The sequence below is a fragment of the Lysobacter sp. Root604 genome (assembly GCF_001427505.1).
In the GTDB taxonomy this organism is placed as follows: Bacteria; Pseudomonadota; Gammaproteobacteria; order Xanthomonadales; family Xanthomonadaceae; genus Lysobacter.
On record NZ_LMGS01000001.1, the window covers coordinates 552,690 to 579,027 of the forward strand.

Below are 26,338 nucleotides of genomic sequence, written 5' to 3' on the forward strand. Positions count from 1 at the left end.
GATGGAGGGTTGACACATACCGACTATTTGGTATGTTTGGTCCATGGCCAGACCTACCAAGCAATCGCCCGAGCGCGGCGGCGCACGAATCCGGCTCCTGGAAGCGGCGCGGGACGTGATCCGCGCCAAAGGCTACGCGGCCACCACCGTCGACGATTTGTGCGCGGCGGCCGGGGTGACCAAGGGCGCGTTCTTCCATCACTTCGGCAGCAAGGACGCGCTGGGCGTGGCCGCGGCCGAGTTCTGGGCCGAGACCACCACCGCCTTCTTCGCGGCCGCGCCGTATCACCAGCCGGCCGATGCGCTGGACCGCGTGTTGGCCTATGTCGCGTTCCGCAAGGCGATCATCGCCGGCGACCTGGCCGAGTTCACCTGCCTGGTCGGGACCATGGCGCAGGAGGTGCACACCAGCGCGCCCGAGATCCGCGACGCCTGCGGCCGCAGCATCTTCGGCCACACCGCCACGCTGGAAGCCGACATCGAGCGCGCGCGCCGCGATCGCGGCATCGACGCGCACGATTGGAGCGCCGCCAGCCTGGCGCGGCATACCCAGACGGTGATCCAGGGCGGCTTCGTGCTGGCCAAGGCCGGCAACGATCCCGAGCTTGCGCGCGAAGCGCTGGATCATCTGGACCGGTATATCCGGCATCTGTTCCGCGTCGAGCAGGAGCAAGCGGCATGAATCGGCCCATCACACTGGCCTGCGCCTGCGGGCGCACCCGTCTGGAAGCCAGCGGCGCGCCGATCCTGGTGTCCGAATGCCTGTGCGACAGCTGCCGCGAGGCGGCGGCGCGCCTGGCGACCTTGCCCGGCGCGCATAGCCTGCTCACGTCCTACGGCGCCACGCCCAGCGCGGAGTACCGCAAGGACCGCATCCGCATCCTCGCCGACGCCGCGCAGCTGGCCGAGTTCCGCCTGAGTCCCGGCGCCGGTTCGCGCCGCGTGGTCGCGACCTGCTGCAACACGCCGCTGTTCCTGGAGATGAAGGGCGCGCATTGGCTGAGCGTGTACTCGCACTTGTGGCCGGCGGCGACGCGGCCCAAGCCGCAGATGCGCACGATGGTGGGCGACCTGGCCGATGCGTCCCGGGTGCCGGACGACATCCCCAACCTGAAAACCCACACGGTGCGCTTCTACGCCAAGTTGCTGGGCGCCTGGGTGGCGATGGGGTTCCGCAACCCGAAGGTCGAGGTGGGAGGGAAGGTCGATGCCTGACGACAAGATCGAGATCGAGAACGTCAACACGCCCGGCAAGACCGAGCGGGTGGATCGCGCCAAGTACACGGCGATGCGCAAGGCGCTGCTGTCGGTGCTGCCGAAGGCGGCGCCGGGGTTGAAGGTGGCGGAGGCGAAGGAGGCGTTGCTGCCGCGGTTGCCGGAGGCGCTGTTTCCGCAGGGCAAGACGGCGGGGTGGTGGCTGAAGGCGGTGCAGCTGGATCTGGAGGCGAAGGGCGTGATCGCGCGGGCGGAGATCAAGCCGGTGCATTTGTATCGGTTGGGGGCGGGTTGAATGCGTAGGTAGCGCGCCTGGGTAAGCTCAAAAGCAAATCCCCCTCAGTCCCCCTTTTTCAAAGGGGGAAGAAAAGCGGGGTTTGCTCGGCTTCTCAGTTTTTGACTTCGGCTTCGAATGCGGGATGGCCGTGACTAAGCCGACTCGGTGCAACGAAGGCGGCCGTAGCCTTTCCCGATTCCCGATTCCCGATTCCCGATTCCCGATTCCCGATTCCCGATTCCCGATTCCCGATTCCCGACGCCTTACTGGAAGTCGTAATCCATATCCGGGCCCGCCGCGGCCAGGAAGTGGCCCTGGGCGTAGTCGATGCCGGCGGCGAACAGGAAGGACATGCTGGCTGCGTCCTGGACGAATTCGGCGATGGTCTGCTTGCCCAGTTCGCGCGCCTTGCTGGCGATCTCGCGGATGCGCTGCTGGTGGTCGGCGCTGCTAGGCAGGTCTTCCATGAAGGCGCGGTCGATCTTCAGGAACGAGGCGTCGAAGTGGCTGAGCATCTGGAACGAGTTCAGGCCCGAGCCGAACTGCTCCAGCCCCACGCGCACGCCGTAGCGGGCGACCCGGGCCTGGAACTCCTGCGCCGCGCGCAGGTGGGTGAAGACCTTGGACTCGGGCAGCTGCAGCACCAGCAGGCTGCCTTCGGCGTTCTGCCGCGCCAGCTGCTCTTCGATGTGCTGGAGCAGGCTTTCGTCCTGCAGCGAGGCCTGGGTGATCTTGACCAGCAGCGTGGTGCGCTTGCCGGCGCGCAGGCGGTCGCCGATGACCTGGATCGCCTTGCCGACCACCCAGCGGTCGATTTCCCACAGCAGCCCGTGTTCCTCGGCGATCTGCAGGAAGCTCAGCGGCTGCACCAGTTCGCCCGGCTCGCCCTGCATGCGCAGGTAGGCCTCGTACATCTCCATCGGCTCGCCGTGCAGATTGATCAGCGGCTGGTAGTTCATCAGGAAGCGGTCGGCGTCGAGCGCGTCGCGGATGCGCGTGACCCAGGCTTCGACGCGCTCGGACTCGGCGCGGTCGGCCGCGCCCGGATCGAACAGCTCGGTGCGGTTGCCGCCCACGCCGATGCTGGACAGCACGCACTGGCTGGCCTTGCCCAGCACCGCGGTGACGCTGGCGATCTTCTCGCCGATCTGCACGCCGCCGATGCTGACGGTGGTGTTGAGCGAACGGCTGGGGGTTTCCAGCACGTGGTCGGCGAAAGCGGTGCGCAGGCGGTCGGCCAGGGCCGAGGTCGCGTGGTAGTCGCAGTTGGGCGTGAGCACCGCGAACTGGTGCTCGGAGAAGCGCGCGGCGACATCGTCGGGGCCGATCGCGGTGCGCAGGCGCTCGCCGAACGCGGCGATCAGCTCGTCGGACGCGTCCAGGCCGATTTCCTGCAGCAGGCGCGCGTAGTGATCGGGCTCGATCAGCAGCAGGCCGTGGTGGGCGTTGTTCTGGGCCGTGTCGGACACGGCGTCCTCGAGCGCGCGCAGGAAAGTGGCGCGGTTGAGCAGGCCGGTGACCTGGTCGCGCTGGCGCAGGGCCTCGACCTCGCGCGCCAGTTCGGGGTCGAACTCCTGGCGGCGCAGGATCACCTGCAGGCACTGCTCGCCCTCGTAGCTGGCCGGGGTGAATTCCATGACCGCGGCGAAATGGCTGCCGTCGAGCGCGCGCGCCTCGGTTTCGTAGCGCGGCGGCGGCGCCTCGCCCTTGGACAGCTGCTTGAGCAGTTGCTTGAAGCCGTCGACCTGGCCCGGTGCGACCAGGTCCAGCAGCGACATGCCCTCGATCTCTTCGAAGGATTCGAAGCCGAAGATCTCCAGGTAGGCCGCGTTGGCGCGGATGTGCATGCCTTCGTGGATGTAGGCGATGGGCTCGCGCGAGGAATCGATCAGGGTGTCGCAGCGGCGTTCGGTCTCGCGCACCTGGGCTTCCAGGCGGCGCAGCGAGCGGCGCGCTTCCAGGTCGGCCCATTCGGCGCGGACCACGTTCTGCACGTGGTCGGTGTGGCCGCGCAGGATCACGCTGCGCGCGCCCATCGACAGCACTTCCAGCAGGCCGGTGTCGTCGACGCTGTCCAGCAGGACCAACACCGGCAGGTCCTTGCCGGTGCTGTCGACCTGCTGCATGACCTTGGGCAGCGGCAGATTGCGCGCATCGCGCGCGGCCAGCACCAGGTCGGGCTGCTGCAGGACCTGCGCGGCCAGCTCGGTTTCGTTCTCGGGACGCGACGGCCGCACGGCGATGCCGCTGTTGCGTAGACCGCTGACGATGGCTTCCGCCGCCTCGACGCTGTCGTCGACGATCAGCAGGCGCAGCACCATGTCTTTGCCGAATTGCATTCACCACCTCCGTGGCCCGCGTTTATGACACGAAGGCCGGGCCGGAGTCCATGCGAACCGCGTTACAGCGGTCGCTTTCCGGGATCTCCGGCGATCTCGCGCACCAGTTTTGGAACCAGATAGCCAGAAAGCCGAGCGGCCAGCGCGCGATGCAGCGCGCGGGCGCGTTCGTCTTCGATTTCGAAGTGCGCAGCCCCCTGCACACGATCGAGTTGATGCAGATAGTACGGCAGGACGCCGGCACGGAAACCGCGTTCGCTCAAATCTGCGAGCGCCTCGACGCTATCGTTGACGCCGCGCAGCAGCACGGCCTGGTTGAGCAGGGTCGCGCCGGCCGCGCGCAGGCGGGCCAGGGCGGCGTCGACGGCGTCGTCGAACTCGTGGGCGTGGTTGGCGTGCAGGACCACGGTGACCGGCCAGGGCAGGGCGCGCAGCCAGGCCAGCAGCGGGGCGTCGACGCGCTCGGGCAGGACCACCGGCAGGCGGGTGTGAACGCGCAGACGCTTGAGATGCGGCACCGCGGCCAGGGCCTGGGTCAGCTCGGCCAGCTTGGGCGTGGCCAGCGACCAGGGGTCGCCGCCGGACAGGATGACCTCGTCGATCTGCGGGTCGGCCGCGATCAGGTCGATCGCGGCGCGCCAGCCGGCCGCGGCCGCGGTTTCCTCGGCATAGGGGAAGTGGCGGCGGAAGCAGTAGCGGCAGTGGATGGCGCAGCTGCCGGTGGTCACCAGCAGGGCGCGCCCGCGGTACTTGCGGATCACCCCGTCGCCGGCCTTGGCCAGGCCGTCGCCGACCGGGTCCAGGACGTAGCCGGGCATGGGCCGCAGCTCCTCGTCCAAGGGCAGGACCTGGCGCAGCAGCGGGTCGTGCGGGTCGCCGGCGCGCATGCGGGCGACGAAGCCGCGCGGCACCCGCAGCGGGAACTGCGCGGCGGCCGCGTCGGACACCCCGGCGGCGATGCCGTCCAGCCCCAGCAGGGCCAGCAGCTCGCGCGGATCGCGCACCGCGTCGCGCCACAGCGCCTGCCAGCGCGCGGACGCGCCGGGGTGCGGGAGGGGCTGCGGCTGTATGGAGGCCGGGGCTGCGGGTATCATGCGGGGCTAGCTTGTATGGATCCGGTTTCGTGGGCCCGGCGCCCTGGGGTTTCCCCGGCTCCGGTCCCGTTCGCGTCCCGCCCGGCCTTTCGGCGGCGGTGGCTGGCGCAGCCCGACATTCTAGCCTCCCGCCGTCGGTACGGCGGCCCCTATCCGTCGGGGCCCCGCGTACCGGCCGGCGCAACCGCTTCATTCTTACATTCGCAGGAGTTTCAGCATGGCCAGCTTGGGCATGAACGACGTCAAGACCGGACAGAAGATCCTGGTCAACAACGACCCGTGCATCATCACCGAGACCGAGTACGTCAAGCCGGGCAAGGGCCAGGCCTTCACCCGCATCAAGTACCGCAGCATCAAGTCGGGCCGCGTGGTCGAAATGACCATGAAGGCCACCGACAGCGTCGAACAGGCCGACGTGGTCGATACCGATATGCAGTACCTGTATTCGGACGGCGAGTACTGGCACTTCATGAACCAGGAATCCTTCGAGCAGGTCCAGTCCGACAAGGCCGGCATGGGCGGTTCCGAGAAGTGGCTCAAGGGCGAGGAAGAGTGCGTGGTGACGCTGTGGAACGGCGTGCCGATCGCGGTCCAGCCGCCGAACTTCGTCGAGCTCAAGATCACCGAGACCGACCCGGGCGTGCGCGGCGATACCTCCGGCGGCGGCGGCAAGCCGGCCACCCTGGAAACCGGCGCGGTCGTGCGCGTGCCGCTGTTCGTGGGCCAGGACGAAATCATCAAGGTCGACACCCGCTCGGGCGAGTACGTCAGCCGGGTGAAGTGACGCATTGGCCCGTGGCCGCACAGCGGCCACGGCTTTGCCAATGCGTCACCCCCGCGAAAGCGGGGGTCCAGTGCCTTCAGCGCCATGCTGAATTCTCTAGGCTCCCCGCGATCGCGATGCAATTGCGTCACCCTTGCGAAGGGGATCCAGAGACTTCAGCGCCACGCTGAATTCCCTCGACCCCCACATCCGCGATCGAATCAGGATCCTCCCGCGCAAGCGGGGTATCCACCAAAGCCCAGGCGCCACCGCCTGAGCCGGGCGGTCCGAACGCCACCCCGCGCCTAGCCATCCGCGCGTAACCGCAATCGGCCCCCGACCCGCTACGCTATCGATACGCGCCGCCGTTGCGCGAAAACGAAGGGCCGAATACGCGAATGACGACCGATACCGAAACCCAATCCTGCGACCTGTTGATCGAAGCGGGCTGGGTGGTCCCGGTCGAACCGCATGCGGTGGTGCTGGAAGACCACGCCGTGGCGGTGCGCGGCGGGGTCATCGTCGACGTGCTGCCCACCGTCGAAGCGCGCGGCCGCTACCGCGCCGCCGAGACGGTATCGCGCCCGCAAGCGGCGCTGATTCCGGGCATGGTCAACGCCCACACCCACAACCCGATGACCCTGCTGCGCGGCATCGCCGACGACCTGCCGCTGATGGAATGGCTGCAAGGCCATATCTGGCCGGTCGAGGCGGCGGTGATCGGGCCGCAGTTCGTCGAGGACGGCGTCACCCTGGCGATCGCCGAGATGCTGCGCGGCGGCACCACCTGCGCCAACGAGAACTACTTCTTCCCCGACGTCCAGGCCGCGGTCTACAAGCGCCACGGCTTCCGCGCCCGGGTCGGCCTGCCGGTGATCGATTTCCCGACCGCCTGGGCCCAGAGTTCGGACGAGTACTTCGACCGCGCCGGCGAGGTTCACGACCTGTGGCGCGACGATCCGCTGGTGGCGACCGCGTTCGCGCCGCATGCGCCGTACACGGTCAGCGACGCGAATTTCGAACGCGTCCGCATGCTCGCCGATCAGCTCGATCTGCCGGTGCACCTGCACACCCACGAGACCGCGCAGGAAGTCGCCGACTCGATCAAGCTGCACGGCCAGCGCCCGCTGGCGCGGCTGGACCGCCTGGGCCTGGTCACCGACCGTCTGATCGCGGTGCACATGACCCAGCTCACCGACGCCGAGATCGAGTTGTGCGCGCAGCGCGGCGTGAGCGTGGTGCATTGCCCGGAATCCAATCTCAAGCTGGCCTCGGGTTTCTGCCCGGCCTGCAAGCTGCACCACGCCGGGGTCAACCTGGCGATCGGCACCGACGGCTGCGCCAGCAACAACGACCTGGACATGTTCGGCGAGACCCGCACCGCCGCGCTGCTGGCCAAGGCCGTGGCCGACGACGCCTCGGCGCTGGACGCGTTCAGCGCGTTGCGCGCAGCCACCCTGGGAGGTGCGCGCGCGCTCGGCTTCGAAACCCGGGTCGGCTCGATCGAGGTCGGCAAGCAGGCCGACCTGGTCTGCGTCGATCTGGACCAGCTCGAAACCCAGCCGCTGCACCACGTGGTCTCGCAGTTGATTTACGCCACCGGCCGCCATCAGGTCAGCGATGTCTGGATCGCCGGCGCCGCCAAGCTGCGCCAGCGCGTGCTGGTGGATATGGACGTCCAGGCCCTGATCGCCAACGCGCGCCAATGGCGCGGCCGGATCGCCGCGCTCGGGCGCTGAGCCCGCCGCCGTCCCCCTTTTCACGTACGCACAGGCAGATTCTCCCATGAGCGCACACGGCACCGCGTCCGAGCCGACCCCGGCCGGCGGCGACGACAACTACAGCCAGGCCGAACTCGACAAGTTCGGCGCCCTGGCCAACCGCTGGTGGGACCCGCAGGGCCCGCAGAAGGCGCTGCACGCGCTCAACCCGGCGCGTCTGGGCTATGTCGCGCAGCGCAGCACCCTGAGCGGCGCGCGCGTGCTCGACGTCGGCTGCGGCGGCGGTCTGCTCAGCGAGGCCCTGGCCGGCGAGGGCGCCGACGTGGTCGCGATCGACCTGGCGCCGGAACTGCTCAAGGTCGCCCGCCTGCACAAGCTGGAAACCGGTGTGCGCGTGGACTATCGCCAGCAATCGGTGGAGTCGCTGGCGGCCGAGCAGCCGGGCAGTTTCGACGCCATCACCTGCATGGAAATGCTGGAGCACGTCCCCGACCCCTCCGCGATCGTGCGCGCCTGCGCCAGCCTGCTCAAGCCGGGCGGGCGTCTGTTCCTGTCCACGCTCAACCGCACCCCGGCCGCGTTCGCGCTGGCCATCGTCGGCGCCGAGTACGTCGCCCGCGTGCTGCCCAAGGGCACCCACCAGTACCGCGATTTCATCAAGCCCTCCGAGCTGGCGGCGTGGCTGCGCGCGGCCGAGCTGCAACTGGAGGACGTGAGCGGGCTGATGTACGAACCCTGGCGCAACGCCGCGCGCGTGATCGCGCGCACCGACGTCAACTACCTGGCCTGCGCGCGCAAGCCGGAAAGCGCATGAACCGCGAGGCGGCGACGGCGTTTCCCAAGGCGGTGCTGTTCGATCTGGACGGCACCTTGCTCGACAGCGCGCCGGACATGCTGGCCGCGCTGAACGTGATGCGCGCCGCGCGCGGCGATGCGCCGATGCCGCTGTCGCAGCTGCGTCCGCACGTGTCGCGCGGCGGCCAGGCCATGCTCGCGGCGGCGTTTCCGCAGGTGCCGGCCGAGCAGCGCAGCGGCTGGCTGCAGGAATTTCTCGACCACTATCAGCGCGAACTCGGCCGCCACGGCGGACCGTTCGACGGCATCGAGGCGATGCTGGCCGAACTGGAAGCCGCCGGCAGCGTCTGGGGCATCGTGACCAACAAGCCCGAGTATCTGGCGCAGCTGCTGATGCCGCTGCTGGGCTGGGAATCGCGCTGCGCGGTGCTGATCGGCGGCGACACCCTGGCCAAGCGCAAGCCCGATCCGCTGCAACTGCTGGTGGCCGCCGAGCGCATCGGCGTGGCGCCGGCCGATTGCGTCTACGTCGGCGACGACGAGCGCGACATCATCGCCGCGCGCGCGGCCGGCATGCCGTCGGTGGTCGCGCTGTGGGGCTACCGTCTGGCCGAGGACGATCCGCTGGCCTGGCAGGGCGATCGCCTGATCGAACAACCCGATACCTTGTGCGCGGCGGCGGCGTGGCCGCCCACGCGATGAGCGAACCGCAGGCCGATCAGGCGCGCGACGGCGGCCACGGCGCGGCCGCGCCCGAGGACGCCCTGGCCAGCTTCATCGGCAAGTGGCGCGCGCGCTGGCCGGAATGGGCCTTGGCCGAAACCTTCGTGCCGGCCGCGCAGCGCCAGACCGCGCTGGCCTGGGCCGCGCTGCAGCAGGAGCTGGCCGATGCCGCCTGGGGCGGACGCGATGCCCGGCCCGGCGAGCTCAAGCTGGGCTGGTGGCTGGAAGAGCTGCAGGGCTGGTCGCAGGGCCGGCGCCGGCATCCGCTGGGTCAGGCCTTGCAACGCCAGGCGGCGCCCTGGGCGGCGTTGGCGACGGCGTTGCCGACGCTGCTGGAAACCCGCGAGCGTCCGCTCGACCGCGACGACGCGAGCGCCTCCCTACAGGCCTACGCGGCCGCGCTGGCCGCGGTCGATGCGGCCCTGTTCGGCGTCGCGGCCGGTCCCAGCGATATCGCCGCGACCGGCGCCGGCCTGCTCCACGCGCGCCTGGCCCACGAGGGCGAAAGCGCCGTGCCGCTGGGCGTGCTGGCACGCGTGGGCGAGGCCGGTGCGGTCGCCGCTTGGGCGCAGGAACTGCGCGCGCACTGGCCCGCCGAGCCGGCCGCGAGCCTGCCCAGGCGGCTGTGGGCCGCGCTGGCGCTGGCGCGCCTGCGCGCCGGCGACGCCGCCCGGCCGCTTTCGCCCTGGCGTGCGCTGCTCAGCGCCTGGCGCGGCGCGCGCGGCCGCCGCTAGGCCGCGCCGGCACATAGGCGCGGCGCGTACACGGCCCAATCGCGGCCGCGCAGACACAGCGTTTCAGCCCCGGACAGGGGCGGGCCCGGCCCGGCCGGTAGAATGGCCTGCGTTGCGGTCCCCCACGCCGCCCTTATCGAAGCTGTCGTGACCACCCATTCCAACACCCCGCGTCGCCTCCCCGATGTCGCCTTCGACGCCGCCGCCGCGGCGCGTCCGCTGGACTGGGTCGGCATGTCCAACATCGCCCTGCCGCTGCGTGTGGCCTCGGGTAACGGCGAGGCGATCCAAGTCGCGGCCTCGGTCGACGTCTCGGTCGATCTGCGCGACGCCGACGCGCGCGGCATCCACATGTCGCGCATGTACCTGCAACTGCAGGACGCCTTCGCCAGCGAGACGGTCACTCCGGCCGGTCTGCGGCGCGTGCTGCAGGCGCTGATCGAAGGTCAGGGCGGACTCTCCAGCGCCGCGCGCCTGCTGCTGCGCTACGAGCAACTGCTGCTGCGCCCGGCCCTGGCCAGCGCCAACGCCGGCTGGAAGCGCTATCCGGTCGAGATCGACGCGACCTTGCTGGACGGTCATCTGCATCTGGGCCTGCGTTTCTCGGTCGAGTACTCCAGCACCTGTCCGGCCTCGGCGGCGCTGTCGCGCCAGCTCAACGCCGAACGCTTCGTCGAGGACTTCGCCGCCGCCCGTCCGCTGTCGACCGCCGTGGTCGGCGAGTGGCTGGCGTCCGAGCGCGGCTTGGCCGCCACGCCGCACGCGCAGCGCAGCCGCGCCGATATCCGGGTCGAACTGCGTCCGGCCTTCGACGAGCTGCCGCTGAACGCGCTGATCGATGCCATCGAGCAGGCCCTGGGCACGCCGGTGCAGACCGCGGTCAAGCGCGAGGACGAGCAGGCCTTCGCCCGCCTCAACGCCGAAAACCTGATGTTCTGCGAAGACGCGGCCCGCCGGGTCGCCGCGGCGTTGTCGGCCGACCCGCGCATCGACCGCTACGATGCGCAGGTCGCGCATTTCGAAAGCCTGCATGCGCACGATGCGGTCGCACGTGTGAGCGGGCAGGGCGCGCGCGACTGAGCGGCTACTGAGGGACCGCGCGGCGGGGCCGCCGTTGGTTCCGCGAACGCACCGCGAGCGGCTGGCGACGTCGCCAAGCGTCGGCGCCAATGCAATCCGTCATTGCCGCGAAAGCGGGTTGCGCTTTAGGTCTGTGCAGCCGACGGTGCAGCGACTTCCGCGTTATTTGGCGATCGCGGGGCGCGCCACGCCGAGCGCCTGTCGGCCGCCCGGCCGACTCGCCACCCATCGTTCCAGCCGCGTCCCGGAGAGGGCTGGCCCGGTCGCCGGCCCCGGCTAACCGCCCCGTCCAGAGCGGCACGCGGCGGGCATCCGAAAGCCACCACCCACCCTCGCTTCAAGCACCTCAACCGGCCGTCTAGAGCACCTAAACGGCCGTCAAACCGTGCGCGTGGTCACGCTCGTTGGGCTATGCTCAAAGCGTTGCAGCGTACCGGGGCGGGTTATGGGGAGACCCTCGCGTCGTAGGTGGCAGGCCGTCATGGTCTGGTTGGGGATGCTAGTGGCGGCCGTCGCGCCGGCGCAGTCGCCATCCTTGCAACTCTCGCGCCTGGGGGCCGACCCCTTGCCTGTACAGGTCATCGCCGGCGACTTCGACGACCGTTTCGTCCCCGTGTCCGATCTGTCCGTGCGCGAACGCGAACGCGCGCCGCGCTGGTGGCGGTTGACCGCGACACGCGATCGCGCCGCCGCCGATCAGCCGCAATTGGTGCTGCGCTCGCCGCACCTCAATCGCGTCGAAGTCTGGCTGCCGAATTCGCCGCTGCCGGTGCCGCGCGCGTTGCTGGGCAACGGCGCCGACCGCACCGCCTCCACACGGGCGTTGGTGGTGCCCTTGAGCCACGGCCTGGCCGCCGGCGAATCGGTGTATCTGCGCGTGCAATCGCTGACGCCGTTGCCGATGACGGCTTCGATCGAGCCTTTGGCAGTGGTGCACGCCAAGGACATGACCCATGTCGCCTGGCGCACCGCCGTGCTTACCACGATGGTGGTGTTGACGATCCTCGGGTTCGGCTTCTGGGCCGGGATCGGCGAGCGCAGCTATCTGATGCTCAGCCTGACCCTGCTGGCGCAGCTGCTGTACCTGATCTGCTACGGCGGCGAAGCGCGTTCGATTCCGTTCCTGGCGATGCTGGTCAGCGACGACGCGCGCGCCGGGCGCATGTTCGGCTTGATCGCGGTGCTGGCCAGCAACGCCTTCATGGCCCACTACCTCAGTCTGCGCCAGACCCAGCCGCGGCTGATGCGGCTGCTGATGGTCTGCAACATCTCGATCGTGTTGCTGATGCTGGTGACCCTGGCCACGGTCGCGCCGCTGGTCGCGGTGGCGGCCAACCTGGTCCTGCTGATCGGCTACGGCATCGTGATGGCGGCCGGCGCGATCGGCGCGCTGCGGCGCCAGCGCGAAGCCTATTTCCTGCTGCTGTCGTGGGCGCCGATGTTCGTGCTGACCGGCCTGCGTTTCGCTGGTTTATTGGGTTGGTGGGGCAATCCGGAGTGGATGGACTACGCCTTCCCGGTCGGCTTCGCGATGGGCGGACTGGTGTTGATGATCGGGTTGTCCGACAAGCTGCAGCAGCTGCGCCGCGATCGCGACCAGGCCAGCCGCCAGGCGACTTACGACGCCCTGACCGGCGCGATGACGCGGCCGGCGATCGAGGCCCGCCTCAAGGCCGCGGTGGAGTCCGCGCACAAGAGTCGGCGCCCGCTGTCGGTGGTGTTCTTCGACGTCGACCACTTCAAGCGCATCAACGACGAGCACGGCCATCGGGTCGGCGATCAGACCCTGCGCATCATTTCGCTGCGCACCCGCAACCGGCTGCGCACCTACGATTTGTTCGGCCGCTACGGCGGCGACGAGATCCTGGTCGTGCTGCCCGACACCCAACTGCGCGAGGCCCTGGGCGTGGCCGAGAACCTGCGCTCGTCGGTGAACTGCCGGCCCCTGTCGATCGACGGCAAGCTGCTGGCGTCCAGCCTCAGCCTGGGCGTGGCCGAGCTGATGCCCGAGGAAACCGCCGAGCACCTGCTCGAGCGCGCCGACGCGGCCTTGTACGCCAGCAAGTCCGCCGGCCGCGATCGCGTGACCGGCCACAGCGCTTCGCGCGCGCAGGAACTGGTGCACTAGCGCCCGCGGCGGCGCGAGGCGTGGATTTACTTCGCGCCGGCGCGCACCGCGTCGCCGCGTTCCAGCACCAGCAGCGGATCGATGCGCACGTCGAACCAGTTCATGCCCCAATGCAGGTGCGGCCCGGTGGCGCGGCCGGTGGCGCCGACCGCGCCCACGACCTGGCCCTGCGCGATGCGGTCGCCGACCTTCACGTCGATGCGCGACAGGTGCAGGAAATTCGAACTGATGCCGTGGCCGTGGTCGAGCAGCAGGGTGCCCCCGGTCAGGTACAGGTCGGGCGCGGCGAAGGCGACCACGCCCGCGGCCGGCGCCAGCACCGGCGTGCCCGTGGCCGCGGCGATGTCCATGCCCGAATGGGCTGAGCCGGGCTGGCCGTTGTACACGCGCTGATTGCCGAAGCGCCCGCTGATGCGGCCGCGCACCGGCCACACGAAGGCCTGGGCGAAGTCGGCGCGCTCGTCGTCGCGATCGCGCGCGGCGGTGACCAGGGCCTGCTCGCGGCGGATGCGTTCGGCGATCTCGGGCGGCGGATTCACGGTCTTGGGCGGCACGCCGTTGATCCGTTCGATCGGCCAGTCGCGCGGCAGCACGGCGATGCTCACGCGCTGGCTGCGGCCGTCGGCGTCGATCACCTCGACCTCGACCGGCGCGGCCTGCTCGCGGCCGATGCCGAACACCACCGAGCCGTAGGGCGTGACGCGCAGGGTGCGCGTGCCGTAGCGCACGGTCGCGCCGGCCGGCACCTTGCCGATCACCATCGCGCCTTGCTGCACCGACGGCGGAAACACCACGCGCGGATCGGCGCTGTCCGCGGCCGGCACGGGTGCGGCCATCGGAGCCTGTGCGGGCGGGCTTTGCGCGATCGCCGCGCTGCAGGCGGCCAGCGCCAGCGTCGCCAGCGCGACCGCCGCGGCCGACCTCATCGTGCGAACGCCAGGCGCTGTCCGTTGGCGGCGCCGACCAGACGCGCGCCGTCCCAGGCCAGCACGCCGTTGACCCAGGTCGAGGCGATGCGCGAATGGAAGCTGCGGCCCTCGAACGGCGACCAGCCGCACTTGGACAGCACGTCCTCGCGGCGCACCGTGAAGGGCGTGTCGTCGATCAACACCAGGTCGGCGGCGTAACCCTCGCGCAGGAAGCCGCGGCCTTCGACGTCGAACAGCTTGGCCGGCGCGTGGGCGAACTTGTCGACCACCTGGGCCGTGCTCAGGCGGCCTTCGTGGACCAGCTCCAGCGCGGCGTTGAGCGCGTACTGCACCAGCGGCAGGCCGCTGGGCGCGGAGGTGTAGGGGCGCGCCTTTTCTTCCAGCGTGTGCGGCGCGTGGTCGGTGGCCAGCACGTCGATCACGTCCTCGGCCACGGCGCGGATCAGCGCCTCGCGGTCGCTGGCGTCCTTGATCGCCGGATTGCACTTGATCAGATGACCGAGCGCGGCGTAATCGGCGCGGTCGAAACGCAGGAAGTGGATGCAGGTTTCGGCGGTAATGCGCTTGCCTTCGATCGGGCCGGGCGTGAACAGGGCCAACTCGTCCGCGGTGCTGATGTGCAGCACGTGCAGGCGGGTGTTGTGCTTGCGCGCCAGCGAAATCGCCAGCTCGGTGGACTTCTTGCAGGCCTGGCGCGAGCGGATGTCGGGATGGCATTCGGCCGGGATGTCGTCGCCGTACTTGGCTTTGTAGCGCGCCAGTTCGGCATCGATCATCGGGGTGTCTTCGCAATGCGTGATGATCGGCGTGGGCACGTCGCGGAAGATCGCGTCCAGGGTGACCGGGTCGTCGACCAGCATGTTGCCGGTGGACGCGCCCATGAACACCTTCACGCCCGGCGCGGTTCGCGGATCCAGGCGCTGGATATCGGCCAGGTTGTCGTTGCTGGCGCCCAGGTAGAAACCGTAGTTGGCCCAGGCGCGGCCGGCGGCGCGGCGGTACTTGTCCTCCAGCGCCTCGGCATTCAGGGTCGGCGGGTTGGTGTTGGGCATGTCCATGAAGGTGGTCAGCCCGCCCGCCACCGCCGCGGCCGATTCGGTGGCCATGTCGGCCTTGTACTCCATGCCCGGTTCGCGGAAATGGACCTGATCGTCGATCATGCCCGGCAGCAGGCGGCGGCCGCCGGCGTCGACCACGATTTCGCCGTCGCGCGCGGACAGGCCGGCGCCGATCCGGGCGATGCGGCCGTCTTCGATGCGCAGGTCGCCGTCGTATTCGCGGCCTTCGTTGACCAGGCGGGCGTTGACGATCAGTGTCGATGACATGAGTGTTTTCCGGGGTCCAGGGGCGGCACCGGGTCGTGGCCGCCGGGGTGCAGGGGGTGACAGCGCAAAATCCGCCGCAAGGCGAGCCAGCTGCCCTTGAAGGCGCCGAAACGGGCGATCGCCTGCATCGCATACTCCGAGCAGGTCGGATAGAAGCGACAGCGCGGCCCCAGCAGTGGACTGATCCAGCGCTTGTAACCGCGTAGCAGGACGATGAGGAGGCGGTCGATCACGTTTCCTTAATGCGGACGACCGGTGTCGGATTGCGGTTGCCGCAGTAGTCGGGGCAGGGTATAACAGCGCGCTTTCCTCTCACAAGGCAAGCGCAAGGCAAGGCCGGGCGAACCCCAGTGACAGGGTTGGCCTGACGAGGCGAAAAATGCCGGGTACGGCGGATTTCGCTTGCGGCGGTCGCGCATTTGTGTATTTGATCGCCGAGCGGACCTCGCGGTTCGCGAAGCTTCCGGAACGGTCCGGGAGTTCCCTCAGGGAATAGAAGGACAAGCCGCTCGTGGCAGTGAAAAAACCTGCGAAGAAGGCCGCCAAGGCGGCTAAGAAGACCGTCAAGCCGGCCGTGAAGAAGGCCGCCTCCTCCAAGACTGCGGCCAGCAAAACCGCGACCAAGAAGCCGGCGGCGAAGAAGCCCGCGGCCAAGGTCGCCGCCAAGAAGGTCGCCAAGCAGCCCGCAGTCAAGAAACCCGCGGCCAAGAAGGCGGCGCCGGTCAAGAAGCCCGCGCCCAAGCCTGCGGCCAAGAAATCGCCGGTCGTCGCCAAGCAGGCGGCGCCCGTGAAGAAGCCCGCGGCCAAGCCCGCTGCGCCGGCCAAGAAGCCCGTCGCCGCCAGCAAGGCCCCGGTGGTCAAGAAACCCGTGGTGGCCCCGCCGGCCGCGGCAAGGAAGCCAGAGCCCAAGCCCACCGTCGTCAAGAAACCCGCAGCGAGCCCGCCGACCAAGACCGCACCGGTGGCGACGCCCGCGAGCAAGAACGAACCCGCAAAGAGCACAGTGACCCAACCAGTCTCCAGCAAGTCCCCCACCGCTGCGACCCCGCCCGCCGCCAAGCCCGCCGCAACCCGCCCCCTGGGCAAGGTCGCCGTGGCCGTGGCCGCCAAGCCCCAGGCGCCCGCGCCCAAGGCCAAGGTGAAGGTCGTCCCGTACCAGAACGATGAGGCCACTGGCCGTCCGATCGTGCCGCAGGGCTATCGCCCGGCCGTGGACGAGGAATACATGAGTCCGCTGCAGCTGGAGTACTTCCGCCAGCGTTTGCTCAGCTGGCGCGCCGACCTGGTCGAGGAATCCAAGCAGACCATCGAGAACCTGAAGGACGAAGTCCGCGACGTCGGCGACGAAGCCGAGCGCGCGACCCGCGAAACCGAGAACTCGCTGGAACTGCGCACCCGCGACCGCTACCGCAAGCTGATCAGCAAGATCGACAGCACGCTCAAGCGCGTCGACTCGGGCGACTATGGTTTCTGCGTCGACACCGGCGAAGAGATCGGCCTGGAGCGTCTGGAAGCCCGCCTCACCGCCGAGCGCACCATCGACGCGCAGGAGCGTTGGGAGCACATGCAGAAGCAGATGGGCGACTGAGCCTGGCGGCTCGGATCGCTTGCGAAAGGCCCCGCGCGAGCGGGGCTTTTTCGTTATTGGGCGCGAGCAGGAGCAAATCCCCCTCAATCCCCCTTTTTCAAAGGGGGAGGCAGTGCGTCGAAAGGCCGGCTTGCTGTTCCCCCCTTTGGAAAAGGGGGGCTAGGGGGGATTTGCTTTTAAGCTCGACCGACCAGCGCTGCTACTGCAAATCGCGCAGATTCAAGCGCCGCAGTTTCGGCGCCAGCTTCGCCGTCGCGGCCACCACCGCCAGGGTCATGCAGCCGCCGAACACCACCGACGGCACCAAGCCCAGCAGCTTGGCCGCCACGCCCGATTCGAACGCGCCCAGCTCGTTCGACGAGCCGATGAAGATGCCGTTGATCGACGACACACGGCCGCGCATTTCGTCCGGCGTCGACAACTGCAGGATGGTCGAACGCAGCACCACCGACACGCCGTCGCACATGCCCGACAACAGCAGCATGGTCGCCGACAGCCAGAACTGGCGCGACAGCGCGAAGCCGATGATGCACAGGCCGAAACCGGCCACCGCGTACAGCAGCAGGCGCCCGGCGTGCTTCTGCGGCGGATGCCGCGCCAGCCACAGCCCGACCAGCACGGCGCCGGCGGCCGGCGCCGCCCGCAGGATGCCCAAGGCCTCGGGTCCGTAATGCAGCACGTCGTGGATGAAGGCTGGCAGCAGCGCGACCGCGCCGCCGAACAGCACCGAGAACATGTCCAGCGCCTGCGCACCCAGCACGATCTGGTTGTTGAACACGAAGCGCAGGCCTTCGCCGATGCTCTTGAACACCGGCGCGCGTTCGGCCGCGGGCGCGGGCTCGGTCACGCGCAGGGAAACGATTGCGATGGCCGCGGCCAGCGCGAACGCGGCCGAGGTCAGGTAGGCCGAGGTCATGCCGCCCCAGGCGATCAGGCCGCCGCCCAGCGCCGGTCCCACCACCAGCCCGGTCTGCATGACCACGCTGCCGACGCCGGCGCCGCGCGCGAACTGCTCGCGCTTGAGCACGCGCGCGAACAGCGACATGTAGACCGGCGACAGGAACGCGCGCACCACGCCGTTGATCGCGATCGCCGCATAGATGGTCAGGGTGCCGATGCCGAACGCGCCCGCGGGCAGGTGGCCGCTGGCCACGCCGGCCAGCATCAGGGTGGTCAGCAGCAGGCCCAGGCAGGCGAACATGCCGAGCTTGCGCCGCGGCAGGTGATCGACCGCGTAGCCGGCGAACAGGGCGAAGCAGAAGTAGGGCACCACCTCGGTCAGACCGATCAGGCCCAGTGCGAGGGTGTCCTTGGTGAGCTTGTAGATGTGCCAGCCGACCGTGACCGCGACGATCTGGTACGACAGCATCGCCAGCAGGCGATAGACCAGCAGGCCGACGAAACCGCGGTTATGCAGCAGCGACGGCTCGGGGGCGGTCGCCGCTGCGTTCACAGCCGGCGACGGGCCTGGTCGCGGATGAAGGCCAGCAGCGAGGACAGGCCGTTGCTGCGGGTCGGCGAGAGGTGCTTGGCCAGGCCGATGTCGGCGATGTAATCGGCCTCGGTGGCGGCGATCTCGGCCGCGCTGCGGCCCGAGTACACCCGCAAGGCCAGGTAGATCAGGCCCGAGACGATCGCCGAATCGCTGATGGCGTGGAAATCCAGGCGCTGCGCGTCGCCCTGGGCGACGATCCAGACCAGCGACTGGCACCCGTGCAGGCGGTGCTCCTCGGTCTTCCACTCCTCCGGCAGCGCGGGCAGCTTGCGGCCGAGATCGATCAGGTACTGGTAGCGCTCGGACCAGTCGCCGAAGAAGGCGAACTCCTCGCGGATCGCGGCCTGGGCTTCGGTGGCGGTGGGTTCGAGCGGGAAGGGCGAGATGGGGACGGCGATGGCGTTCATTGCCTGCATATTCTACGCCTCATGCGCGGGAACGGGCGGGACGCTGCGTCGCTGCGTGGGCTGTCTGGTCGCTCGCAAAGCAAATCCCCCTCAATCCCCCTTTTTCGAAGGGGGAGGCAAAAAACCGGTATCGCTGAGCGCCGCGCTTTGCCCCCTCCTTTGAAAAAGGAGGGTCGGGGAGCATTTGCTTTTCGGCACGGCTTAGCGAGCGCGCAAGCCCGGCGTTCGCAAGAGCAGCCGGTGCCGATAGGGCATCGCCTAAGCGCGCTTCCTCACCCAGCGCACGCCCTGCGGGGTGTCTTCCAGCAGGATGCCTTCGCCCGCGAGCTGGTCGCGGATGGCATCGGAGCGAGCGAAGTCGCGGTTCTTCTTGGCCGCGTTGCGTTCGTCGATCAGGGCCTGGATGCGGGCGTCGTCGCTGCCGTCGGCGCCACGGGCGAACCAGGTCGCCGGATCCTGTTGCAGCAGGCCCAGGGCCAGGCCGGCGCCGAGCAGCTCGCGCTTGCGCGCGGCGCGCTCGTCGCCCTCGGCTTTGCGCGCCTCGCCCGCGATGCGCGCGATCTCGGCCAGCGCGTTGGGGGTATTGAGGTCGTCTTCCAGCGCCGCCTCGATCGCGGCCGGAATCTCGAGGCCGTCGACTGCCTGGATATCGGCCAGATCGCGCAAAGTGCCATACAAACGGTCCAGCGTGCGCACGCTCTGTTCGATCAGCGCGTCCGACCAGTCCAGCGGCTGGCGGTAATGCGCCGAGAGCAGGGCATAGCGCAGCGCCTCGGACGGATGCGCGCGCACCAAGTCGTGGATCTTCTCGATATTGCCTAGCGACTTCGACATCTTGGCGCCGCCGAAGTTGAGCATGCCGTTGTGCAGCCAGTGGCGGGCGAAGGTCTTGCCGCCGTGCGCGCACTCGCTCTGGGCGATCTCGTTCTCGTGGTGCGGGAACTGCAGATCGACGCCGCCGGCGTGGATGTCGATGGTCTCGCCCAGGTGGGCGGCGGCCATCGCAGAGCATTCGATGTGCCAGCCCGGACGGCCGCGGCCCCAGGGCGAATCCCAGCCGGGCAGGTCGTCGGTGGACGGCTTCCAGAGCACGAAATCGCCCGGGTCGCGCTTGTAGGGGGCGACGTCGACGCGCGCGCCGGCCAGCATTTCCTCCGGATCGCGGCGCGAGAGTTTGCCGTAACGGTCGAAGCTGCCGATCGCGAACAGGGCGTGGCCTTCGGCCGCGTAGGCGTGGCCGCTGGCGATCAGGCGCTCGATCATCGCGATGATCTGGTCGATGTGCGCGGTGGCGGCCGGTTCCAGGTCCGGCGCGCGCACGCCCAGCGCGGCCATGTCCTCGCGGTAGGCGGCGGCGTAGCGGTCGGTGATGGCCGAGATAGGCACCCCCTGCTCGGCCGCGGCGGCGTTGATCTTGTCGTCGACGTCGGTGATGTTGCGCGCGTAGACCAGGCCGCCGTAGCGGCGGCGCAGCAGGTCGGCGAGCACGCCGAACACCACCGGGCCGCGGGCGTTGCCGATATGCACGTAGTTGTAGACGGTGGGCCCGCACACGTACATGGTCGGGCGGGCGGGATCGATGGGTACGAACGGCTCGACCCGTCGCGTCAGGCTGTTGTAGAGATGCAGGCTCATGGGGGCACGCTATGGTTCGGGCCATTCTAGCGGCAGGGGGCCGCCCGGCGCAGCCGGCATCCGTCCGCTCAGGTCCGCGCGATCCCGATCCGGCCCGAAGCGCTCCTAACGCGCTCGGCGCGCGGAATGAGACTCGCTGCGAGGGCGTCGTGTCGTCGCGGGTTTGGGGGCTGGAGGGTTGATTCAGGTCGTGGCTACACTCCGGTCCTTACAATTTGTTCACGGAACCGATGCGAGCGCAATGAACCGTCCTGACCTGGTAGTCCCACTCTTGCTGGCTGGCGCCTTGGGGGCCCTTTGGGCCGGCGTTGCGTCGGCGCAGAGCACGACGGTGATCCAGGCCGAGAACGTGCGCTACGAGTACGCCCAGGTCCTGCGCGTGACCCCGGTCTACCAGACCCTCACCGCGACCAGCATCGAAAAACGCTGCGACCAGAGCCCGAAACCGGCCACCGACGACTCGCGCCTGTCGCGCATGGTCGGCGCGGTCAAGGACGTGCTGACCCGCGACCGCCACGAGCGCGAACGCCAAGCCGCGGCCGAGAACTGCCGTTCGGTGCCGGTGGAGCGCGAGTTCCGCCAGCCCATCGCCTACGACGTGGATTACGTCTACAAGGGCTCCAAGTACCGCTCGCGCCTGCCCGAGGATCCGGGCAACCGGCTGCGCATCCGGGTCGCCGTGACCCCGGTGGTGGCCCCGCTCAACTCGCGCTGATGCCGATCCGGCATAAGCCCCGGCCCGGTTTCGACTTGCGCCGGCGGGGGCCGCATGCGAGCATTCGCCCCCTAATGACCCACCTGCGCGCCGACGCCGACGTCCTCACCTCCGCCTACATGGCGGCGGGCATGACCTCGCGCGCGCGCCGACCGTTGCCCTGCCAATCCGCTGGGTGACGGTACTCGCCGTCGTTCGTGTAACAAGCCACACACACGAAAAGCCCAGCCTTAGCGCTGGGCTTTTTTGTTTTCTACCGCCGGGATTCGGGATTTGGGATCTGGGATTCGTAACAGCAGCACTACGAGTTCCGTCCCCCGTCGCGCCTCCCACCACCGTTCCCCTGCTTTCCCAATCCCCAATCTCAAATCCCGAATCCCAGCCATGATCAAGCACTTCCTCAACACCCAGGACTGGTCGCGCGCCGACCTCGACGCGCTGCTGGCGCAGGCCGCCGCGTTCAAGCGCAGCAAGCTCGGCGACCAGTTGAAAGGCAAGTCGATCGCGCTGGTGTTCTTCAACCCGTCGATGCGCACCCGCACCAGCTTCGAGCTGGGCGCGTTCCAGCTCGGCGGCCACGCCGTGGTCCTGCAGCCGGGCAAGGACGCGTGGCCGATCGAGTTCGAACTGGGCACGGTCATGGACGGCGACACCGAGGAGCACATCGCAGAGGTCGCCAAGGTGCTGGGCCGTTACGTCGACCTGATCGGCGTGCGCGCGTTCCCGAAGTTCGTCGACTGGGCCAACGACCGCCAGGACAAGGTGCTGGCCAGCTTCGCCAAGTATTCGCCGGTGCCGGTCATCAACATGGAGACCATCACCCATCCCTGCCAGGAGCTCGCCCACGCGCTGGCCCTGCAGGAGCACTTCGGTACCTCCGACCTGCGCGGCAAGAAGTACGTGCTGACCTGGACCTACCACCCCAAGCCGCTCAACACCGCGGTCGCCAATTCGGCGCTGACCATCGCCACCCGCATGGGCATGGACGTGACCCTGCTGTGCCCGACGCCGGAGTACGTGCTGGACGAGCGCTACATGGGCTGGGCCGAGCAGAACGTCGCCGAGAGCGGCGGTTCGCTGCAGATCAGCCACGACATCGAAAGCGCCTACCGCGGCGCCGACGTGGTCTACGCCAAGAGCTGGGGCGCGCTGCCGTACTTCGGCAACTGGGGCCCGGAGAAGCCGATCCGCGACCAGTACCAGCACTTCATCGTCGACGAAGCCAAGATGGCCCTGACCAACAACGGCGTCTTCAGCCACTGCCTGCCGCTGCGCCGCAACGTCAAGGCCACCGACGCGGTGATGGATTCCCCGCAGTGCATCGCGATCGACGAGGCCGAGAACCGTCTGCACGTGCAGAAGGCGATCATGGCGGCATTGATCGGACAGTAATTTCCAGCCCCTCTCCCGCGGCGCGGGAGAGGGCTTGGGGTGGAGGCGCGTTCGCCTTCGCTCCGAAACCTTGACCGCATTCGTTTGCCCTCACCCCAACCCTCTCCCGCAAGCGGGCGAGGGGGCAAAGACAAGAGAGAAAGAAATGAGCAAAGACATCGTCCTCGCCTTCTCCGGCGGCCTCGACACCAGCTTCTGCGTGCCTTACCTGCAGGAGCGCGGCTGGGCCGTGCACACCGTGTTCGCCGACACCGGCGGCGTGGACGCGGAAGAGCGCGCCTTCATCGAACAGCGCGCGGCCGAACTCGGCGTGGCCAGCCACGTCACCGTCGACGGCGGCCCGGCGATCTGGTCCGGTTTCGTCAAGCCCTTCGTATGGGCCGGCGAGGGCTACCAGGGCCAGTACCCGCTGCTGGTCTCCGACCGCTACCTGATCGTCGAAGCCGCGCTCGCGCGCGCCGCCGAATTGGGCACCAAGGCGATCGCGCACGGCTGCACCGGCATGGGCAACGACCAGGTGCGTTTCGACCTGGCGGTGAAGGCGCTGGGCGACTACGAGATCGTCGCGCCGATCCGCGAAATCCAGAAGGAGCACACCGAGGTGCGCGCCTACGAGCAGAAGTATCTGGAAGAGCGTGGCTTCGGCGTGCGCGCCAAGCAGAAGGCCTACACCATCAACGAGAACCTGCTGGGCCTGACCATGTCCGGCGGCGAGATCGACCGCTGGCAGGCGCCGGGCGAGGGCGCGCGCGGCTGGTGCAAGCCGCGTGCCGAATGGCCGACGGACGCGCTGAAGGTGACGATCGGCTTCGAGAACGGCGAAGCGGTGTCCCTGGACGGCCAGAAGATCGCCGGCCACACCCTGCTGGCCAAGCTCAACGGCCTGTTCGCCGAGTACGGCGTCGGCCGCGGCCTGTACACCGGCGACACCACCATCGGCCTCAAGGGCCGCATCATCTTCGAAGCCCCGGGCCTGATCGCGCTGCTCACCGCGCACCGCGCGCTCGAGGAAGCGGTGCTGACCAAGCAGCAGAACCGCTTCAAGCCGGAAGTGGCGCGCAAGTGGGTCGAGCTGGTCTACGAAGGTTTCTTCCACGATCCGCTCAAGACCGACCTGGAGGCCTACCTGGCCAGTTCGCAGTCCACCGTCAACGGCGAAGTCGTGCTGGAGACCCAGGGCGGCATCGTCAACGCGGTCGCGATCAGCTCGCCGCACATCCTCAACGCCAAGGGCGCGACCTACGCCCAGGCCGCGGATTGGGGCGTGGCCGAGGCCGAGGGCTTCATCAAGCTGTTCGGCATGAGCAGCACCTTGTGGGCCGAGATCAACCGCAAGCCGTGATCCGAGCCCCTCTCCCGCGCGCGGGAGAGGGGTTGGGGTAAGGGGGGCGAGCGCCGCAGGCGCAAGCTGCTTTCGCCGTTGCTGTTTCTTCAAGGCAACCGCAAAAGCGCCCTCACCCTGACCCTCTCCCGCCAGCGGGAGAGGGGACTGAGCCGCAAGCCGACGTCGCGACCAAACCCGCAACCGAACCACCGCCCAGACACGACGAGCCACGAACTCCATGCTCCCCGAAGTCCTGAAACACCTCGAAGCCCTGGTGTCCTTCGACACCCGCAACCCGCCGCGCCAGATCGGCACGGGCGGCATCTTCGATTACCTGCGCAGCCAGCTCGAAGGTTTCCGCATCGAGGTCGTCGACCACGGCGACGGCGCGGTGTCGATGCTGGCCGTGCGCGGCAATCCGCGGCGCCTGTTCAACGTCCACCTCGATACCGTGCCGTCCTCGCAGCACTGGAGCGCCGACCCGCACCTGCTGCGCGTGACCGACGAGCGCGCGATCGGCCTGGGCGCCTGCGACATCAAGGGCGCGGCCGCCGGCCTGCTGGGCGCCGCGGCGGTGAGCTCGGGCGATGCCGCGTTCCTGTTCAGCACCGACGAGGAAGCCAACGATCCGCGTTGTATCGCCGGTTTCCTGGCCACCCAGCATGGCTTCAACGAAGTGATCGTGGCCGAGCCGACCCTGTGCGAAGCGGTGCTCGCGCATCGCGGCATCAGCTCGGTGCTGTTGAGGTTCCGCGGCGTCGCCGGGCACGCCTCCGGCGCCAACGCCATGCAGGCCAGCGCCTTGCACCAGACCATGCGCTGGGGCGGCAAGGCCCTGGACTACGTCGAATCGCAATCGCACCAGCGCTTCGGCGGCTTGACCGGCCTGCGCTTCAACATCGGTCGCGTCGAAGGCGGCATCAAGGCCAACATGATCGCGCCCAGCGCCGAGCTGCGCTTCGGCTTCCGGCCGCTGCCGTCCATGTCCATCGACGGCCTGCACGAAACCTTCGGCACCCTGATCGAAGCCGGCGCGATCGAGCGTTACGAGGAAACCTTCCGCGGCCCCTCGCTGCCCGCGGGCGACGTCGCCACGGCCGAGCAGCGCCGTCTGGAGGCGCGCGACCTTGCCGACGCGCTGGACCTGCCGATCGGCAACGCGGTGGATTTCTGGACCGAGGCCTCGCTGTTCTCGGCCGCCGGCCTGACCGCGATCGTCTACGGCCCCGGCGACATCGCCCAGGCGCATACCGCCGACGAATGGGTGAGCCTGGAGCAACTGGAGCGCTACGCGCGCAGCGTCGCCCGCATCATGGGAGGCAATGCCTGATGGCCATCTCCATGGACGCCCATCTGCAGACCCGTCAGACCATCGTGCGCCTGCTGTCCAGCATGGCCAGCGCGAAGGAGATCTCGCAGTACCTCAAGCGTTTCTCCCAACTCGACGCCAAGCGCTTCGCCGTGGTCAAGGTCGGCGGCGCGGTGCTGCGCGACGATCTGGAGGCGCTGACCTCGTCGCTGGCCTTCCTGCAGGACGTGGGCCTGACCCCGATCGTGATCCACGGCGCCGGCCCGCAGCTGGACGACGAACTGTCGGCGGCCGGTATCGTCAAACAGACCGTTAACGGCCTGCGCGTGACCTCGCCGGAAGCGTTGGCGATCGTGCGTCGCGTGTTCCAGTCGCAGAACCTCAAGCTGGTCGAAGCGCTGCAATCCGGCGACGGCCGCGCGACCTCGATCATCTCCGGCGTGTTCGAGGCCGACTACCTCGACCGCGACACTTACGGCCTGGTCGGCGAAGTGAAGCAGGTCAATCTGGCGCCGATCGAAGCCAGCCTGCAGGCCGGTTCGATCCCGGTGATCGCCAGCCTGGGCGAAACCGCGGGCGGCCAGATCCTCAACGTCAACGCCGATTTCGCCGCCAACGAACTGGTGCAGATGCTGCAGCCGTACAAGATCGTGTTCCTGACCGGCACCGGTGGCCTGCTCGACGACAACGGCCGGGTGATCGATTCGATCAACCTGTCCACCGAATACGAAGACCTGATCCAGCAGCCTTGGATCAACGGCGGCATGCGGGTCAAGATCGAACAGATCAAGGACCTGCTGGACAAGCTGCCGCTGACCTCGTCGGTGTCGATCACCAAGCCGGCCGAGCTGGCCAAGGAACTGTTCACCCATAAGGGCTCGGGCACCCTGGTCCGGCGCGGCGAGCGCGTGCTGCAGGCGCAGCGCTGGGACGAACTGGACCTGGTGCGGCTGCGTTCGCTGATCGAATCGGCGTTCGGCCGCAAGCTGGTCGACGACTATTTCGACAGCACCGCGCTCAAGCGCGCCTATGTCAGCGAGAACTACCGCGCCGCGGTGATCCTGATCGAGGCCGAGGGCCGCACCTACCTGGACAAGTTCGCGGTGCTCGACGACGCCCAGGGCGAAGGCCTGGGGCGCGCGGTGTGGCAGGTCATGCGCGAGCAGAACCCCAGCGTGTTCTGGCGCTCGCGCCACGGCAACCCGGTCAATCCCTTCTATTACTCCGAGTCCGACGGCTGCCTGAAGCAGGAGAAGTGGAAGGTGTTCTGGTACGGCATGCAGGGCTTCGACGAGATCGCCGCCTGCGTCGACTATTCCAGCCGGCGCGCGCCGACCCTGGAGGGCTGAG

24 protein-coding genes are annotated in these 26,338 nt (G+C 68.9%); 16 read left to right on the forward strand and 8 right to left on the reverse strand.

Translation table 11 applies throughout. The annotated features are described in order from the left end of the window. The first annotated feature begins 43 nt into the window (after positions 1-43). From ASD69_RS02675 to ASD69_RS02685, 3 genes are read left to right on the forward strand one after another with little or no spacing between them, the layout of a single operon-like run. The gene (locus ASD69_RS02675; RefSeq protein ID WP_056173667.1) at positions 44-682 is read left to right on the forward strand and encodes a TetR/AcrR family transcriptional regulator; all 639 of its coding nucleotides are present in this window, start codon (positions 44-46) and stop codon (positions 680-682) included. Beyond that, positions 679-1,215 (forward strand): DUF6151 family protein, encoded by a 537-nt coding sequence (locus ASD69_RS02680; RefSeq protein WP_056173670.1) that lies wholly within the window; start codon positions 679-681, stop codon positions 1,213-1,215. Before ASD69_RS02675 ends, ASD69_RS02680 begins: the two co-directional genes overlap by 4 nt. Further along, entirely contained in the window at positions 1,208-1,510 is a 303-nt protein-coding gene (locus tag ASD69_RS02685; protein ID WP_056173673.1) for a hypothetical protein, read from the forward strand. Before ASD69_RS02680 ends, ASD69_RS02685 begins: the two co-directional genes overlap by 8 nt. A 245-nt stretch (positions 1,511-1,755) precedes the next feature. Here ASD69_RS02685 and ASD69_RS02690 read toward each other — a convergent pair whose 3' ends face one another. Then, positions 1,756-3,831: an EAL domain-containing protein gene (locus ASD69_RS02690; protein WP_056173676.1), complete on the reverse strand. Its 2,076-nt coding sequence runs from the start codon at positions 3,829-3,831 to the stop codon at positions 1,756-1,758. A 62-nt stretch (positions 3,832-3,893) separates the two neighbouring features. Beyond that, on the reverse strand, positions 3,894-4,925 hold the full coding sequence (gene epmB / locus ASD69_RS02695; protein WP_056173678.1) for an EF-P beta-lysylation protein EpmB: 1,032 nt from the start codon (positions 4,923-4,925) through the stop codon (positions 3,894-3,896). 217 nt (positions 4,926-5,142) lie between these two features. Here epmB and efp point away from each other — a divergent pair, with 217 nt between their 5' ends. The 7 genes from efp to ASD69_RS02730 all read left to right on the forward strand — a co-directional run bounded on the left by efp (position 5,143) and on the right by ASD69_RS02730 (position 12,869). Further along, positions 5,143-5,709 carry an elongation factor P gene (efp, locus tag ASD69_RS02700; RefSeq protein WP_055909928.1) on the forward strand — a complete coding sequence of 189 codons (567 nt, stop codon included), beginning with the start codon at positions 5,143-5,145 and terminating at the stop codon, positions 5,707-5,709. A gap of 377 nt (positions 5,710-6,086) precedes the next feature. After that, complete coding sequence (locus ASD69_RS02705; RefSeq protein ID WP_056173681.1) at positions 6,087-7,427, forward strand: TRZ/ATZ family hydrolase; 1,341 nt, start codon at positions 6,087-6,089, stop codon at positions 7,425-7,427. Between the two features lie 46 nt (positions 7,428-7,473). After that, entirely contained in the window at positions 7,474-8,223 is a 750-nt protein-coding gene (ubiG, locus tag ASD69_RS02710) for a bifunctional 2-polyprenyl-6-hydroxyphenol methylase/3-demethylubiquinol 3-O-methyltransferase UbiG (RefSeq protein ID WP_056173683.1), read from the forward strand. Continuing rightward, positions 8,220-8,906: a phosphoglycolate phosphatase gene (locus tag ASD69_RS02715; protein WP_056173686.1), complete on the forward strand. Its 687-nt coding sequence runs from the start codon at positions 8,220-8,222 to the stop codon at positions 8,904-8,906. Before ubiG ends, ASD69_RS02715 begins: the two co-directional genes overlap by 4 nt. Continuing rightward, the gene (locus ASD69_RS02720) at positions 8,903-9,661 is read left to right on the forward strand and encodes a squalene/phytoene synthase family protein (RefSeq protein ID WP_157498926.1); all 759 of its coding nucleotides are present in this window, start codon (positions 8,903-8,905) and stop codon (positions 9,659-9,661) included. The genes ASD69_RS02715 and ASD69_RS02720 overlap by 4 nt, the downstream gene beginning before the upstream one ends. Positions 9,662-9,808: 147 nt before the next feature. Next, complete coding sequence (gene folE2, locus ASD69_RS02725) at positions 9,809-10,741, forward strand: GTP cyclohydrolase FolE2 (protein WP_235567131.1); 933 nt, start codon at positions 9,809-9,811, stop codon at positions 10,739-10,741. 565 nt (positions 10,742-11,306) lie between these two features. Continuing rightward, positions 11,307-12,869, forward strand: coding sequence for a diguanylate cyclase (locus ASD69_RS02730; RefSeq protein WP_162250602.1), 1,563 nt, complete (start codon positions 11,307-11,309; stop codon positions 12,867-12,869). Positions 12,870-12,895: 26 nt separating this feature from the next. Here ASD69_RS02730 and ASD69_RS02735 read toward each other — a convergent pair whose 3' ends face one another. From ASD69_RS02735 to yidD, 3 genes are read right to left on the reverse strand one after another with little or no spacing between them, the layout of a single operon-like run. Then, positions 12,896-13,795: a M23 family metallopeptidase gene (locus tag ASD69_RS02735; protein WP_056173696.1), complete on the reverse strand. Its 900-nt coding sequence runs from the start codon at positions 13,793-13,795 to the stop codon at positions 12,896-12,898. Beyond that, on the reverse strand, positions 13,792-15,123 hold the full coding sequence (locus tag ASD69_RS02740; protein WP_056173699.1) for a dihydroorotase: 1,332 nt from the start codon (positions 15,121-15,123) through the stop codon (positions 13,792-13,794). Before ASD69_RS02740 ends, ASD69_RS02735 begins: the two co-directional genes overlap by 4 nt. Then, complete coding sequence (gene yidD, locus ASD69_RS21010) at positions 15,108-15,356, reverse strand: membrane protein insertion efficiency factor YidD (protein ID WP_200943927.1); 249 nt, start codon at positions 15,354-15,356, stop codon at positions 15,108-15,110. The genes ASD69_RS02740 and yidD overlap by 16 nt, the downstream gene beginning before the upstream one ends. 278 nt (positions 15,357-15,634) lie before the next feature. On the opposite strand from yidD, the gene dksA reads away from it, so the two are divergent. After that, complete coding sequence (dksA, locus tag ASD69_RS21015) at positions 15,635-16,711, forward strand: RNA polymerase-binding protein DksA (RefSeq protein ID WP_082576228.1); 1,077 nt, start codon at positions 15,635-15,637, stop codon at positions 16,709-16,711. A 199-nt stretch (positions 16,712-16,910) separates the two neighbouring features. Here the strand turns inward: dksA and ASD69_RS02755 are convergent, their stop codons facing one another. The 3 genes from ASD69_RS02755 to cysS all read right to left on the reverse strand — a co-directional run bounded on the left by ASD69_RS02755 (position 16,911) and on the right by cysS (position 20,248). Beyond that, on the reverse strand, positions 16,911-18,164 hold the full coding sequence (locus tag ASD69_RS02755) for an MFS transporter (protein WP_056173703.1): 1,254 nt from the start codon (positions 18,162-18,164) through the stop codon (positions 16,911-16,913). Beyond that, positions 18,161-18,613 carry a SufE family protein gene (locus tag ASD69_RS02760; protein ID WP_056173707.1) on the reverse strand — a complete coding sequence of 151 codons (453 nt, stop codon included), beginning with the start codon at positions 18,611-18,613 and terminating at the stop codon, positions 18,161-18,163. Before ASD69_RS02760 ends, ASD69_RS02755 begins: the two co-directional genes overlap by 4 nt. Positions 18,614-18,871: 258 nt before the next feature. Then, positions 18,872-20,248 carry a cysteine--tRNA ligase gene (gene cysS / locus ASD69_RS02765; protein ID WP_056173711.1) on the reverse strand — a complete coding sequence of 459 codons (1,377 nt, stop codon included), beginning with the start codon at positions 20,246-20,248 and terminating at the stop codon, positions 18,872-18,874. Positions 20,249-20,489: 241 nt separating this feature from the next. On the opposite strand from cysS, the gene ASD69_RS02770 reads away from it, so the two are divergent. The 5 genes from ASD69_RS02770 to ASD69_RS02790 all read left to right on the forward strand — a co-directional run bounded on the left by ASD69_RS02770 (position 20,490) and on the right by ASD69_RS02790 (position 26,337). Next, positions 20,490-20,963: a hypothetical protein gene (locus tag ASD69_RS02770; protein WP_056173716.1), complete on the forward strand. Its 474-nt coding sequence runs from the start codon at positions 20,490-20,492 to the stop codon at positions 20,961-20,963. A gap of 384 nt (positions 20,964-21,347) precedes the next feature. Next, complete coding sequence (locus ASD69_RS02775; protein ID WP_056173720.1) at positions 21,348-22,355, forward strand: N-acetylornithine carbamoyltransferase; 1,008 nt, start codon at positions 21,348-21,350, stop codon at positions 22,353-22,355. Between the two features lie 145 nt (positions 22,356-22,500). Then, a complete protein-coding gene (locus ASD69_RS02780; protein ID WP_056173723.1) occupies positions 22,501-23,697 on the forward strand; it encodes an argininosuccinate synthase in 1,197 nt (398 codons plus the stop codon). Between the two features lie 220 nt (positions 23,698-23,917). Beyond that, positions 23,918-25,009 (forward strand): acetylornithine deacetylase, encoded by a 1,092-nt coding sequence (locus tag ASD69_RS02785; protein WP_056173727.1) that lies wholly within the window; start codon positions 23,918-23,920, stop codon positions 25,007-25,009. Beyond that, complete coding sequence (locus tag ASD69_RS02790) at positions 25,009-26,337, forward strand: acetylglutamate kinase (protein WP_056173730.1); 1,329 nt, start codon at positions 25,009-25,011, stop codon at positions 26,335-26,337. The genes ASD69_RS02785 and ASD69_RS02790 overlap by 1 nt, the downstream gene beginning before the upstream one ends. Position 26,338: the final 1 nt, after the last annotated feature.

Excerpts from the sequence above, each read along its gene's own strand:
- ASD69_RS02780 (WP_056173723.1), top strand. The coding sequence starts at position 22,501 with ATGAGCAAAGACATCGTCCTCGCCTTCTCCGGCGGCCTCGACACCAGC.
- ASD69_RS02785 (WP_056173727.1), top strand. The coding sequence starts at position 23,918 with ATGCTCCCCGAAGTCCTGAAACACCTCGAAGCCCTGGTGTCCTTCGAC.
- cysS (WP_056173711.1), bottom strand. The coding sequence starts at position 20,248 with ATGAGCCTGCATCTCTACAACAGCCTGACGCGACGGGTCGAGCCGTTC.
- ASD69_RS02690 (WP_056173676.1), bottom strand. The coding sequence starts at position 3,831 with ATGCAATTCGGCAAAGACATGGTGCTGCGCCTGCTGATCGTCGACGAC.
- ubiG (WP_056173683.1), top strand. The coding sequence starts at position 7,474 with ATGAGCGCACACGGCACCGCGTCCGAGCCGACCCCGGCCGGCGGCGAC.
- ASD69_RS02685 (WP_056173673.1), top strand. The coding sequence starts at position 1,208 with ATGCCTGACGACAAGATCGAGATCGAGAACGTCAACACGCCCGGCAAG.
- ASD69_RS02720 (WP_157498926.1), top strand. The coding sequence starts at position 8,903 with ATGAGCGAACCGCAGGCCGATCAGGCGCGCGACGGCGGCCACGGCGCG.
- ASD69_RS02790 (WP_056173730.1), top strand. The coding sequence starts at position 25,009 with ATGGCCATCTCCATGGACGCCCATCTGCAGACCCGTCAGACCATCGTG.
- efp (WP_055909928.1), top strand. The coding sequence starts at position 5,143 with ATGGCCAGCTTGGGCATGAACGACGTCAAGACCGGACAGAAGATCCTG.
- ASD69_RS02760 (WP_056173707.1), bottom strand. The coding sequence starts at position 18,613 with ATGAACGCCATCGCCGTCCCCATCTCGCCCTTCCCGCTCGAACCCACC.
- ASD69_RS02715 (WP_056173686.1), top strand. The coding sequence starts at position 8,220 with ATGAACCGCGAGGCGGCGACGGCGTTTCCCAAGGCGGTGCTGTTCGAT.
- ASD69_RS02775 (WP_056173720.1), top strand. The coding sequence starts at position 21,348 with ATGATCAAGCACTTCCTCAACACCCAGGACTGGTCGCGCGCCGACCTC.
- ASD69_RS02740 (WP_056173699.1), bottom strand. The coding sequence starts at position 15,123 with ATGTCATCGACACTGATCGTCAACGCCCGCCTGGTCAACGAAGGCCGC.
- ASD69_RS02680 (WP_056173670.1), top strand. The coding sequence starts at position 679 with ATGAATCGGCCCATCACACTGGCCTGCGCCTGCGGGCGCACCCGTCTG.
- epmB (WP_056173678.1), bottom strand. The coding sequence starts at position 4,925 with ATGATACCCGCAGCCCCGGCCTCCATACAGCCGCAGCCCCTCCCGCAC.
- ASD69_RS02705 (WP_056173681.1), top strand. The coding sequence starts at position 6,087 with ATGACGACCGATACCGAAACCCAATCCTGCGACCTGTTGATCGAAGCG.
- ASD69_RS02735 (WP_056173696.1), bottom strand. The coding sequence starts at position 13,795 with ATGAGGTCGGCCGCGGCGGTCGCGCTGGCGACGCTGGCGCTGGCCGCC.
- ASD69_RS02675 (WP_056173667.1), top strand. The coding sequence starts at position 44 with ATGGCCAGACCTACCAAGCAATCGCCCGAGCGCGGCGGCGCACGAATC.
- ASD69_RS02770 (WP_056173716.1), top strand. The coding sequence starts at position 20,490 with ATGAACCGTCCTGACCTGGTAGTCCCACTCTTGCTGGCTGGCGCCTTG.